We start from the raw sequence: 12,648 nt of genomic DNA on the forward strand, positions 1-12,648 counted from the left end.
GGTGGCGCCGGGTCGTCCGGCGGTGGCTCCGTATCGGTACCAGCCGATCTCGGTTTCGTCGGGGATCTCGAGTTGTCCGTCTTCTTGGAGTCCGACGGGTCGGATGGGGTAGGGGGTGAGGTCGATGGACGACGTGACCGCTCCCACCGGAACCGGACGCGGCGCCACGGGCTCGGGGATCGCCGAATACAATGGGCCGAGCCGATCCGTCAGGCGGGAGCGGTCGGAGGCGCCGTCGCCGGGTTCGTCGTCCACGGGTTCGTCGTCGGATCCGATGGTCGCGCCGGACGTCGATGCCCGATCGGGCAGGGGCAGTTCTCGGCGACCCGACGACGGCTCGCTCCCTGGCTCGGGCGTCGGGTCGCTCCGCGAGGAGTCCGTCGCCGGAGCGAGCGTCGCGTCGGCGACGTCGAGCACGGGTTGCGACTGCGTGCCGGACCTCGGCGCCACCGTCACGGTGATGCCGATCGCAGCGAGGAGGCACGAGACCGAGACGACGACGAGCACTCGGCCGACCCGGTCCGAGCGGCGGGCGCCGCTCGTTCCGGAGGGGGTGTCGGAGCGAATACTCATCGTCGTCTCGAACGTGAGATGTCGGGGATGGGGATCGAGGTGGGCGTTCGGCCGGTCAGGTCAGGCGTTCGAAGAACGGCGGTGAGCGGTGAGACCGGCACCCACACCGATGACGAGCAGGCCGAGCGCCGCCGCCAGGAGTGGGGCCGTGTCGTTCGCCTGCAGTGCGTCGCCGGTGTTGACCTCGGTCGGGGCTGGAGTGCCGTCGCCCGCTTCACCTTGGGCTGGAGCGGCGGACCCGACCGTGCGTTCCTGGACGTAGAACGTGAACGTCTCGTCCTCCAGAGATCCGACGGCGTAGACGATCAGGTTCTCGCCGGCAGCGAGTTCGACGGTCGGGACATCGGCGATCGGGTCGCCTCCGGCCGGCGCGATCTGGGCCCCGGCGATCTCACCGGCGGGCAGTTCGAGGTCGGCGCTGGCACCGTTCTCGGCACCTTCGACGGGTCGGGCGTCGCCGACCACGAGGTCGACCGCCGGTGCCGCTGCGGTGTGACGCACGGTGAGGCGACCCTGTCCGTCCGCGGTCTGGGCGGTGTTGTTCTCGAACGGAGTGATCGACGGCGTTCCCTCGGCATCGAGGTGGGCGACGACAGTCCAACTCCCGGTGGCCGGAACGGCGAACTCCGGCACCGGGCCGATCGCGATGTCCTCGGTACCGGCGACGCGGACTTCGAGGTTCGCGAGGGTCTGACCTGCGAACGACGACAGATCCTGCATCGTCCCCGGCTCGAAGCCGGGAATGACGACGTCACCGTCGACGACGACGTCGACCTCGACTCCGGGAATGCCGTGGAGCAGCATCACCTCGGCTGCATCGGACTGGGCGCCCGCACTCGACGGCGCGAGCAGGGCGGTGGCCGCGAGAGCGGCAACTCCGAGGAGCATCTTCTTCATGACCTGATTTCCTTTCGCAGGACCGCCGGCGGTTCCAGGGTCGTGCCCCTATTACGGACCCGGCCCCGATCCTGGATGACGATGCCGCACACCGACGCCGGCGTGTCGGCTCCCCGCGTGCTCAGGGAGTCAGCGTCGCACGGAGCGCATCGGCGTCGCGGCTGCGGAGACGAGCGTTGACCCGCTGGCGTTCGAGCACCTGGCGCAGGGTGCTCGCCGACTGTTCGATCGGATGGTCGGCGAAAAACGCCTCGGTGTCGGCGACGTCGTCGGGGGTCGTCAAGGACTTCACGGGCCCGACCATGTAGACGATCATGTTCGACGGGAACCTGTCGTTGGCTGCCTGCCAGTTCTCCTTCACGAACTCCCATGCCTGGCGTCCGTGACGGCGACTGCCGATCGCGCCGGCGAGCAGGTACGGGGCGTTCTGGCTCTTGACCTTGCCGCTCATCGCCAGCTCGCACGTGCGGGCGACGAGGTCGGCGTCGTCGAACTCGGGCAGCGCCGTCAGGTGGCGCATCAGGTCCTGGGGCGTGGCTGCGTTCGTCAATCCGTCGATCATGCGGTCGTAGTCGTCGCTGTCGCCGTGCGCGGCGACGACCTTCGTCGCTGCGGCGAGCAACTCGGGGTCGACGGATTCGCCGTTGCGTTCGGCCTCGAGCAGGGCTCGACAGCGGGCGATGGCGTCGGCGTCGGAACCGAGTGCCCCCATGGTGCGCAGCAGCAGACCGCGCAGCTTGGCCCGCAGGTCGGACTCGTCGGGCACCGGTGCGCCGAGGTCGTCGAGCGCGGGGGCGACCAGGCCTCTGACCCGACTGCGCAGTGCGTCGAGCGCTTCGCCGTCGAGTAGTCGCGACACGCCGCCCAGTGCGATCACGATCGCCTGCCAGACGCCGTACTCGCGCTCGTCGACGAAACCGTCGAGCAGGTCGAGCAGATCGGGGGACGACATCGTTCCCGCCACCGTGGATGCCCACGCGTCGTCGACGAGCATGTATCGCTCCAGGGTGGAGAGCGACGCGATCCCTGCGGGGTCGGCCAGCCGGCCGCGCAGGACGTCGTCGTACGCGACGCGATAGAAGCCGTGGCCGCCGGCGTTCACCACCACGACACCGGCGGGGGAGGCGAGTGGCACGCGCACCGGTTCGAGCGAGTCGAGCACCACGGTCACCGTGGTGTCGCCGTTGCGGACGTGGATCGGGATCACCCAGACGGCGTCGTCGTCGGTCCCGGGCTCGGAGTACCCGAACCGCTTCTGACCCAGCTCGAGCTCGGGGGTGCCGTCGGAAGCCTCGGCCAGTCGGGCGCTCACGAGCGGGAACCCGGGCTGCCAGATCCAGGAATCCATCATCGCCCGGACCGGCTCGCCGGACATCGCCTCGATCGCATCCCACAGGTCGTTGGTCTCGGTGTTCGCGTAGGCGTGGGTTCGCAGGTAGTGGCCGACTCCGTGGCGGAACGCCTCGGGCGAGAGGTACTGCTCCAGCATCCGCAGGAGCGCACCGCCCTTCTGATACGTGAGCACGTCGAACATCGCGTCGGCCTCGGCGGGTGACCGGACGTCGAACTCGACCGGACGCGTACTCGTCAGCGAGTCGACCTCGAACGCGTCGCTGCGCTCCTGCCCGAAGCTCGTCCACCGCTCCCACTCCGGTGCGAACGCATCGCACGCAGCGATCTCCATGAAGGTGGCGAACGCCTCGTTCAACCAGATCCCGTTCCACCAGCGCATGGTGACCAGGTCCCCGAACCACATGTGCGCGAGTTCGTGCGCGACCACGTCGGCCACCCGCTGGCGCTCGTCCTGGGTCGAGTTCCGGCCGTCGACGAGCAGCGCCGTCTCGCGGAACGTGATGCAGCCGAGATTCTCCATCGCACCCGCCGCGAAGTCCGGCAGCGCGACGAGGTCGACCTTGTCCGACGGGTAGTCGATGCCGTAGTAGTCCTGGAACCACCGCAGGCAGAACCGACCGACCTCCAGACCGAAGGGCGTGAGGCCGGACTTGCCGGGAACGTGCACGATCCGCAAGGGGATCCCGTCGGCATCGACCGTGTCCGTCGCCTCCAGGTGCCCCACCACGAACGCCACGAGGTAGGAACTCATCCGCATCGTGTCGGCGAATCGGATGACGGTGCGCCCGTCGGCCGACGTCCGTTCGACCTCGGCGCCGTTCGAGATCGCGGTCAGGCCGTCCTCGACGTCGAGCGTGACGGCGAACACCGCCTTGTACTCGGGCTCGTCCCAGCAGGGGAACGCCCGCCGACAGTCGGTGGCCTGCATCTGCGTGGTGGCGATGATCTGCTCGTTGCCGTCGGCGTCGACGTACGTGCTGCGGTAGAAACCGCGGAGCTTGTCGTTGAGGGTTCCGGTGAACTCGACGTGCAGTGTCGCCTCGCCCGACACCTCGGCATCGAGCGTGACCGTCATGCGTTCGGCCGACTCGTCCAGACTCCACCTCTGTGGTGCACCGTCGACGAGGACCGTCTGGACCTCCAACTCGATCGCGTTGAGCACGATGGTGCGGGTGGGTTCGGTCACCTCGAGCTCGATCGCGACGGACCCGGTGAACGACGCGTCGCTCAAGGACGGTCGCAGCCGGACGTCGTAGTGACGTGGTCGCACACCCGACGGCAGGCGGTACGGGTCGTCGGTGGCGGTGATCGGCTCGGAGTGCGTCGACATGGCGGGGAGAGTACCGGGGGTAACGTTGCCGACCGTGCCCGAATCGTCGTCCGAGTCGTCTTCGTCACCCGGAGGATCGGGTGTCTCCGTCGGTGCACGCGCGCCGCGCTACGACGTCGTCGGGATCGGCAACGCCCTCGTCGACGTGATCGCCCATGCGACCGACGATTTCCTCCCTCGCCACGATCTGGTCAAGGGGTCGATGACCCTGATCGAGACCGAGCGGGCGGTCGAGTTGTACGCGTCGCTCACGGGGGCGGTCGAGATGAGCGGCGGTTCGGCCGCCAACACGATCGTGGGCGTGGCGAGCTTCGGTGGCGCTGCGGCGTACATCGGCAAGGTGGACGACGACGACCTCGGTCAGGTGTTCGGCCACGACATGCGCGCGGTCGGAGTCGGATTCGTGGGCGGCGGAGTGCCTCAGGAGACGCCGACGGGGCGGTGCATCATCGTCGTCACGCCCGATGCCGAGCGCACGATGAACACCTACCTGGGGGTGTCGTCCACCCTGGGCGTGGGCGACCTCGACGAATCGGTGATCGCCGACGGGCAGATCCTCTACATGGAGGGCTACCTGTTCGACCGGGACGATGCGAAGGAGGCGTTCCGGAGGGCCGCGGCGGTGGCGCACGAACACGGCCGAACGGTGTCGCTCACGCTGTCGGACTCGTTCTGCGTGGATCGCCATCGGGAGGACTTCCGATCCCTCGTCGCCGACAGCGTCGACCTGTTGTTCGGCAACGAGGACGAACTGCTGTCGCTCTACGAAGCCCCGACGTTCGACGAGGCGGTCGAGGCGTTGCGTTCCGAGTGCTCGCTCGCTGCGATCACACGCGGCGCGAACGGCTGCGTGATCGTCACTCCCGAGGAACTGATCCCGGTTCCGGCAGTGCAGGTCGTCAAGGTCGTCGACACGACCGGAGCGGGTGACCTGTTCGCCGCCGGATTCATGTACGGCCGGACCCACGGTGCCGACCTCGCCGAGTGCGGTCGCCTCGGCTCCATCGCTGCCGCAGAGGTGATCAGCCACGTCGGCCCCCGCCCTCTGGTGGAACTCAGCACGCTGCGCGGCGATGTGTGAGGCTTGAGCCGTGAGCGATTCCGAGCCAGCCACCACGCAGTCCGACGCCGTGCCCGACCCCGACGTCGACGTGAGCCCGTCGGAGCTGATCGAACAGGCCGTCGCGTGGCTCGAGGCCGAGCCCGACGACGACATCCGTCGTGAGCTGACGACGCTGGTCGACGCAGCACGGACCGACAACGCCGATGCCCTGGCCGACCTCGCCGACCGCTTCTCGGGCCGCCTGCAGTTCGGCACCGCCGGGCTGCGCGCGGCTGTTGCGGCGGGGCCGATGAGGATGAACCGACTGGTCGTGCGCCAGGCTGCGGCCGGTCTCGGTCGCTGGTTGCTCGACCAGGAGGCGACGGGCGCGATGGAGCGGGCGGCTGCTCGTGGCGTCGTCGTGGCGTGCGACGCGCGACGCAAGAGCGACGTGTTCGCGCTCGACACGTGCCGCGTGCTCGCGGCGCTCGGGATCCGTTCGATGCTGCACCCCGGACTCACGCCCACGCCGGTGCTCGCCTGGTCGATCACCGGGCTCGACGCCGCGGCCGGCGTGGTGGTCACGGCGTCGCACAACCCGCCTGCCGACAACGGGTACAAGGTGTTCCTCGAGACCGGTGCTCAGATCGTCACGCCGATCGACGTCGACATCTCCGAGCAGATCGGTGCCGTCGACCCGCTCGACGTTCCTCTGGCCGCGGAGGACGACCACCTGATCCAGCGTCTGGACCTGTCGTGGCAGGAGGCGTACGTGGCCGCGGTCCCCCAGGTCCGGCTGCGACCCGACGTGCCCGGCGTCCCCGTCGCGTACACCGCGATGCACGGTGTGGGGGCCGAGACGATCGAGATGGCGTTCGCTGCGGCGGGCTTCGACCCGCCGATCCCGGTGGTCGAGCAACACCAACCCGACGGCACGTTCCCCACGGTGTCGTTCCCCAATCCGGAGGAGCCGGGAGCGATGGACCTGCTGCTCGAGACCGCCGCCTCGTCCGGCGCGGCCATCGCGCTCGCCAACGATCCCGACGCCGACCGCCTGGGTGCGGCGATCCCCCAAGCCGACGGTTCGTGGCGGCGGCTCAGCGGCGACGAGATCGGCTGGTTGTTCGCCGACCACATCCTCACCAACACCTCGGGTGACGACCGCCTGGTCGTCACGACGCTGGTGTCGTCCTCGCTGCTCGGTCGGATCGCCGAGGCACACGGGGTGCATTCGGAGGAGACGTTCACCGGGTTCAAGTGGATCGGCAAGCTCGCCCTCGAACGCGCCGAGGTCGGTCAGCGTTTCGTCTTCGGATACGAGCAGGCGCTCGGCTACCTCGTCGCCGACCGGCCGCTCGACAAGGACGGCATCACGGCCGCGGTCCTGATGGCCGAGATCGCGGCGTGTGCCGCAGCCGACGGTGTCACGCTGCAGGGCCGCCTCGACGCGCTCGCCGACCGGTTCGGTCACTACGTCACCGCCGAGCTCTCGGTGCGGATCCCGCCGTCGGAAGGGGCGACGTGGGTTGCGGCGATCGAGGCCGATCCGCCAGCGGAGGTCGGTGGCGTCGCCGTCGTCGGTGTGGAGTCGTACCCCGAAGCGAACCTCGTTCGCCTGAAGCTCGACGGCGGCACCCGCCTGCAGGTGCGCCCGAGTGGCACCGAGCCGAAGGTGAAGCTCTACGGCGAAGCCGTCGGCATGGAACCGGCACGACTCGAGTCACTCCTCGAGTCCCTCGCCGCCACCCGCTGATCAGGCCGGCGTCGAGCCGGTGTGGCAGGGGTCTGACCCACTCCACACCCTCGTTGGTGTGGCAGGGGTCTGACCCACTCCACACCTTTCGTTGGTGTGGCAGGGGTCTGACCCACTCCACACCTCCTGGCGTGGCGCGGACGAGTTGGTCAGGCAGCGTCGGACTCGATCGACCGTGGCATGTCGAACAGCCACCGCTGCGTGGCATCGACCGCAGCTTCCACCGTCGGCATGGACTCCGACCGATGGTCTGCTCGGCGATACGCGTCGCGAACACTGCGGGGTGTCGTGAGATCGAGATGGTCGAGGAGTCTCCGCTGGTTGTCAGGCCCGAGCCGACGACCGAGCTGCAGGAGCACTGTGCGTGACAGTTGGATTGCGGAGGCATGTTCGCCGACATGAGTGTCGATCATGAGTGATGCGACAGCTGCGGCGTGGTCGAAACGGATCGCCCGAGGCTCCGATGTTTCGGGGTCCCTGAGGACGAAGTCTCGATACTGATCCACTGAATCGAACCACCCCAGCACTCGGTCCGAATCGAGCCATGATGGACTGCGCCGGAGCCCGAGATGGGCACGGACACTCGACCATCGATATGTGTCGGGGGACAGCACGCCCGGCAGATCGAGGGAGTTGCGCTCGACGTAGCGCAGGGCCGCCAGCATGTACGCGTTCGAATCGATGAGCGTCGAGTGGAAGCGTGATCCGAAGAGGTGGCCGGTTCTGCCGTGTCGAGCGTTGATCGACTCGGCGTAGCGACTCCCCAGAAACTGCATTGCCGCCGACAGCACCGAATCAGGACAGTGGATGATGAGGTGGTAGTGGTTGTCCATCAGACAGTACGCCACGATCGTGATGCCGAATTGCTCGCTCGCCTCGCCGATCAACTGACCGAACGTGATCCGATCACGATCGTCGAAGAAGATCGTTCCGCGGTCGACACCACGATTGACGACGTGATGCGTTGCGTCGGGGAGGTCGATCCGTCGCGCTCGAGGCATGGTCTCATCTTGGCGAAGGGGTACTCCAGGGTTCGGAGCTCGGGAAAGGTGTGGAGTGGGTCAGACCCCTGCCACACCTCGGCCGGTTGTGACCGCCTCGGGCTCGACTCGGGGGTCGGTAGCGTGGGGGTCATGTCGACGGCTGAACTGATCGCACGGGCGCCCAAGGCGCTGCTGCACGACCACCTCGACGGCGGGCTGCGCCCCCAGACCGTGGTCGAACTCGCTCAGGAGTACGGGTACCACGATCTGCCGACGACCGACGTCCACGAACTCGGGCTGTGGTTCAACAAGGGTGCCAAGCGCAACGACCTCGTTCTCTACCTCGAGACGTTCGCTCACACCGGCGCCGTCATGCAACATCGCGACGCCATCGAGCGGGTCGCCTACGAGTGCGCGCAGGACCTCGCTGCCGACAACGTCGTGTACGCCGAGGTCCGGTTCGCACCCGAACTCCACACCGAGGCGGGCCTCAGCCTGGACGAGGTCGTCGAAGCGGTGCTCGCCGGATTCGAACGAGGATCGGAAGGTACCGACCTGACGATCTACGCGATCCTCGATGCGATGCGCCAGGCGGCGCGCAGCTACGAGATCGCAGAACTCGCGATCAGGTTCCGTGACAAGGGTGTCGTCGGCTTCGACATCGCCGGCCCCGAGGCCGGGTTCCCGCCCACCCGTCACCTCGACGCGTTCCAACTCGTCAACCGCGAGAACTTCCACGCCACGATCCACGCCGGCGAAGCGTTCGGCCTGCCGTCCATCTGGGAGGCGGTCCAGTTCTGTGGTGCCGAGCGGCTCGGCCACGGCGTGCGTCTGGTCGACGACATCGAGATCAGCGACAACGGCGAGGCCACCCTCGGCCAGCTGGCCACCTACATCCGTGATCGTCGGATCCCGCTCGAGGTGTGCCCGACGTCGAACGTCAACACCGGCATCGCCAAGACGATCGCCGACCACCCGATCGGCATGCTGCGTCGACTCCGCTTCCGCGTCACGATCAACACCGACAACCGGTTGATGAGCGACACGTCGATGACCCGCGAGATGGTCGCTTGCCACGACGCCTTCGGCTGGGGGCTCGACGACATGCAGTGGCTCACCGTGAACGCCGTGAAGTCGGCGTTCGCGCCGTTCCCCGAGCGGATCAAGATCATCGACGGGATCATCAAACCGCGCTATGCGATGTTGAAGGCCGAGCAGCAGCTCGGCGTCTGAGACACTGTCGATCATGTCCGTCGAAACCGTCATCGTCGACCATCCGCTCGTGCTCGATGCGCTCACGCGCATCCGCGACCGCGACACGCCGAACGCCCTGTTCCGCCAGCATCTCGAACGCATCGGCACGCTGCTGATCGCCGAGGCGACCCAGACGCTGCCGACCGTGCAGGGAACGGTGACCACGCCGCTCACCGAGACCTCGGCCACCCGCCTCGCGGTCCAACCGGTGATCGTCCCGATCCTGCGCGCCGGTCTCGGATTCCTGGCACCGGCTCAGCAACTCCTGCCCGCAGCCGACATCGGGTTCATCGGCATCGCCCGCAACGAGGAGACACACGAGCCCGAGCCGTACGTCAACAAGCTGCCCGACAACATCGCCGAGCGACCGGTGATCGTCGTCGACCCGATGCTCGCCACCGGTGGCTCGTTGATCCACACCCTCGAACTGCTGGTGCAGCGCGGCGCGCAGCAACCGATGACCGTGATCTGTGCGCTGTGCGCGCCCGAGGGCATCGCGGCCGTCGAAGCGTGCGGGATCGACGTCATCCTGTTCACCGCCTCGGTCGACGAACGCCTCAACGACCAGGCGTTCATCGTGCCCGGCCTCGGTGACGCCGGCGACCGACAGTTCGGTGCACCCGCCTGATTGGTCGACGCCCGTCGGAGACGCATCGATGACCGCTGCGGGCGGTCAGCGCTGCCCGGGGGTCATGTAGAACCAGATCGGGAACTTTGCGCCGCTGTCGCGGATGGCCGTGCGAGCGGCGAGCACGGTGGCGCCGGCCTCGGTCCGTTCGAAGAACCAGTCCTCGAGAGCCCGCCCGCCGGGGAGCGGACCGTCGACCAGTTCGAGTGACGCCTCCTCGTAGTACGTGCGGATGTCGTGGCAGATCGCGGTGGTGTTGCCTCCCGGGATCCCGGCGGTGGACCAGTCCTCGCCGTTCGCGATCGAGTGCAGGACGGCGAGTGCGTCGGGAACGCCGTCGGCATCGACCACCCGCCCGACCGAGGTGACTCCCCGTCGCGCAACGGCTCGGTCGTAGGCCTTGCGGAGCCCTCTCGCCTCGTCGACCGATGGCGGGAGTGACGGATCGAATCGCGGAGGCAGCGTGCACGACACGGCCTCGTCGTCGGCCTCGATCACGTCGGGGTGGTCGACGAGCACGGGGCCCTCGGACGCATCGAGCAAAGCGAATGCCCGTGTCAGCACGTCGTGCTGGTAGTCGGAGTCCCCCGGCTTGCCGAGCGGGCGGCCGAGCGGGAACTCACAGTGCAGCGCCCGAGGCGGGGCGACGGCGACGGCCATCTCGCGGATCGACGACAGCACGACGGTGGCGATGCCGGCCGCTTCGAAGACGTGGGCGAGCACACTCACGGTGCGCGTGCAGAGAGGTCAAACGGGTGTGAGGATCGCGACGTCGACGCCGTCGGCCTTCAACTGTGCGGCGGCTGCGGGCCCTGTGTCGAGCCGAATGGTGGCCACATCGTCGGGTTGGTTGCCGGCGAACGAGACGTGACGAGGAGCCACGCCGCCGATGACCCCGCGATCGGCGAGTTCTTCGAGGCGGTCGATCGGGTAGACGACGTTGAGGTCCATCGCGACCGCGGCACGGTCGAAGTTGGGGCTCCAGTGGCCCATCACGAGGTCGCGACGGTCCCGGTCGATCAGCCGGTATCCGGTATCGCCCGCGGTGAACGCATCGTCACCGTTCGCGTACAGCGCCGCTGACGTCACGATGGCGACGGTCGCGTGTGCGAGTTCGGGTGGCGTGACCCATGCCGGGTTCGGGAACTCGGGGGCGGGCAGCGTGGCCGAGTGGGCACGCATCGTCTGGTCACCGTTCATGTCGACTCCGTTCGTCGGTGTGCGGCGACAATATCCACCGCGGGTCGCACGTTCTGCAGTGCTCGGTCGTATCGCCGATCGTCCGTCTGCATCAGGGCTGCGGCGGTCGAAGGGGAGTGCGGCACTACGTTGGCGATGTCGCGACCAAGGAGGCACGGATGACACAGATGGAGATCACGGTGCGCGGATCGCACTCGGTGTACGCACCGCCGCAACGGGCGACCGCGTCGCTCCAGGTCGCGATCGACGGGCCGACGTCCGACGAGGTGTTCGCCGGTGTGAACCGGACCGCGGCCGCCGTCCGCGAGTCACTCGAACCGTTGCACCGCCCCGACACCGGCCCGGTCACCTGGTGGTCGAGTGATCAGATCCGCACGTGGGCGAATCGTCCGTACCACGACGAAGGCGTTCAGCTTCCTCTCGTGCACCACGCCCGGCTGGGGTTCCAGGTGAAGTTCTCCGAGTTCGTCGAGATGGGGCGGTGGATCTCGGGTGTCGCTGCGTTGCCGGGTGCCTCGATCACCGGGATCGAGTGGGCGCTCACGGCCGACCACCGGACGCTCCTCGTTGCGCAGGTGCGGGCCGCAGCGGTGCGCGATGCGGAGTCGAAGGCGAAGGAGTACGCGGCGGCACTCGGGGTGACCACGGTCAGAGCGATCGCGATCGCCGACGCCGGGATGCTCGGTGAAGGGTTGCACCCGGTCACTGCGTCGGGAGCCTCGTTCGCCCGGATGAAGTCATCGGACAACGGCGGAGTCGAATTCGCTCCCCAGGACGTCGCCGTGTCCGCGGACATCGACGCTCGGTTCCTCGCGGGCTGAGTATCTCGGCGTGTCTGCGGATGTCGACGGGTCGATCCCCGACGTCTGAAGCGGAGTTCGACACTCGGGCGGGTGATGTCCTGGCGGGCGACGACGCACGGCGTGGAGCGGACGACGGGAATCGGTCCCGCATCATCAGCTTGGAAGGCTGACCACGCACCGGGACCCGTTCGGCCGATCGGTCACCCCTTGGCCTTGCGACCGTCGGCTGCGGCCTCGACGATCTGACCGATCCGGTCCGTCTTTGTGGCCGGCTGGATCGCGCTGACGACCCACCAGAGCATCTGCTTGCGCGAGCTCGGGGAGAAGCCATCCCAGTTCGCCCGTGCGTCGGAACGCGCATCGAGCGCTCCTGCGAGTTCGTCGGGTTCGACGAGGTCTTCGACCGGGTCGAAGATCGTCCACCAACCGTTGCCCTTCGCGATCTCGATCACACGCCGACCGGCATCGGTCATGTCCCCCGCCGCCTCCATGTCCGCCGCACGCTGACGGTTGAGCCGGGTCCACGAACTCTTCGCCTTGCGCGGCGTCATGAGCTGCAGGCCGCGATCGTCGTCGAGCACGGCCGCGGTCGAGTCGATCCAACCGAAACAGATCGCTTGCTCGACCGCTTCGGGATACGGGCACCGCGGTCGATCCGTCGTGGACCGCCACGAACACAGCCACACGCCCCGCTCGGATTCGTGGTGATGTGCGAGCCACGCCCGCCACTGCTCGCGGTTCTCCGCGTGGAAGATCGGGTAGTCGAACTTCCACACGGATGGATGCTCCGACGCCGACTTGGGTGGGGTCGATTCGGACGGCTCGGTCATGT

At 68.1% G+C, this 12,648-nt stretch carries 11 protein-coding genes and 1 pseudogene; 5 read left to right on the forward strand and 7 right to left on the reverse strand.

All coding sequences use genetic code 11. From position 1 onward, the window contains the following. The 3 genes and pseudogenes from ABJK40_RS16150 to ABJK40_RS16160 form a co-directional block, all read right to left on the reverse strand. Positions 1 to 573 (reverse strand): annotated as a pseudogene (locus ABJK40_RS16150) (hypothetical protein); the annotation flags it as partial. A gap of 60 nt (positions 574 to 633) precedes the next feature. Next, positions 634 to 1,470 carry a DUF4397 domain-containing protein gene (locus ABJK40_RS16155; RefSeq protein WP_348482940.1) on the reverse strand — a complete coding sequence of 279 codons (837 nt, stop codon included), beginning with the start codon at positions 1,468 to 1,470 and terminating at the stop codon, positions 634 to 636. 121 nt (positions 1,471 to 1,591) lie between these two features. Next, entirely contained in the window at positions 1,592 to 4,153 is a 2,562-nt protein-coding gene (locus tag ABJK40_RS16160) for a M1 family metallopeptidase (protein ID WP_348482941.1), read from the reverse strand. A gap of 34 nt (positions 4,154 to 4,187) precedes the next feature. Here ABJK40_RS16160 and ABJK40_RS16165 point away from each other — a divergent pair, with 34 nt between their 5' ends. Together ABJK40_RS16165 and ABJK40_RS16170 are read left to right on the forward strand one after the other, a co-directional pair. Further along, on the forward strand, positions 4,188 to 5,234 hold the full coding sequence (locus tag ABJK40_RS16165) for an adenosine kinase (protein WP_348482942.1): 1,047 nt from the start codon (positions 4,188 to 4,190) through the stop codon (positions 5,232 to 5,234). Positions 5,235 to 5,244: 10 nt separating this feature from the next. Further along, a complete protein-coding gene (locus tag ABJK40_RS16170; protein ID WP_348482943.1) occupies positions 5,245 to 6,948 on the forward strand; it encodes a phospho-sugar mutase in 1,704 nt (567 codons plus the stop codon). Between the two features lie 149 nt (positions 6,949 to 7,097). Here the strand turns inward: ABJK40_RS16170 and ABJK40_RS16175 are convergent, their stop codons facing one another. Then, positions 7,098 to 7,949, reverse strand: coding sequence for a transposase (locus ABJK40_RS16175; protein WP_348482944.1), 852 nt, complete (start codon positions 7,947 to 7,949; stop codon positions 7,098 to 7,100). A gap of 132 nt (positions 7,950 to 8,081) precedes the next feature. Between ABJK40_RS16175 and ABJK40_RS16180 the strand changes: the two genes are divergently transcribed. After that, positions 8,082 to 9,164: an adenosine deaminase gene (locus ABJK40_RS16180; RefSeq protein WP_348482945.1), complete on the forward strand. Its 1,083-nt coding sequence runs from the start codon at positions 8,082 to 8,084 to the stop codon at positions 9,162 to 9,164. A 13-nt stretch (positions 9,165 to 9,177) separates the two neighbouring features. Next, complete coding sequence (gene upp / locus ABJK40_RS16185; RefSeq protein WP_348482946.1) at positions 9,178 to 9,813, forward strand: uracil phosphoribosyltransferase; 636 nt, start codon at positions 9,178 to 9,180, stop codon at positions 9,811 to 9,813. Positions 9,814 to 9,858: 45 nt separating this feature from the next. Here upp and ABJK40_RS16190 read toward each other — a convergent pair whose 3' ends face one another. Both ABJK40_RS16190 and ABJK40_RS16195 read right to left on the reverse strand, forming a co-directional pair. Next, the gene (locus tag ABJK40_RS16190) at positions 9,859 to 10,542 is read right to left on the reverse strand and encodes a hypothetical protein (protein WP_348482947.1); all 684 of its coding nucleotides are present in this window, start codon (positions 10,540 to 10,542) and stop codon (positions 9,859 to 9,861) included. 18 nt (positions 10,543 to 10,560) lie between these two features. Then, positions 10,561 to 11,013, reverse strand: a complete 453-nt coding sequence (locus tag ABJK40_RS16195) for a glycine/sarcosine/betaine reductase selenoprotein B family protein (protein ID WP_348482948.1) — start codon at positions 11,011 to 11,013, stop codon at positions 10,561 to 10,563. A 158-nt stretch (positions 11,014 to 11,171) separates the two neighbouring features. Between ABJK40_RS16195 and ABJK40_RS16200 the strand changes: the two genes are divergently transcribed. After that, complete coding sequence (locus ABJK40_RS16200; protein WP_348482949.1) at positions 11,172 to 11,834, forward strand: SIMPL domain-containing protein; 663 nt, start codon at positions 11,172 to 11,174, stop codon at positions 11,832 to 11,834. Between the two features lie 182 nt (positions 11,835 to 12,016). Here the strand turns inward: ABJK40_RS16200 and ABJK40_RS16205 are convergent, their stop codons facing one another. After that, complete coding sequence (locus ABJK40_RS16205; protein ID WP_348482950.1) at positions 12,017 to 12,592, reverse strand: YdeI/OmpD-associated family protein; 576 nt, start codon at positions 12,590 to 12,592, stop codon at positions 12,017 to 12,019. Positions 12,593 to 12,648 lie beyond the last annotated feature (56 nt).

Origin of the sequence: Ilumatobacter sp. (genome assembly GCF_039969435.1) — a bacterium.
Classification (GTDB): Bacteria; Actinomycetota; Acidimicrobiia; order Acidimicrobiales; family Ilumatobacteraceae; genus Ilumatobacter_A.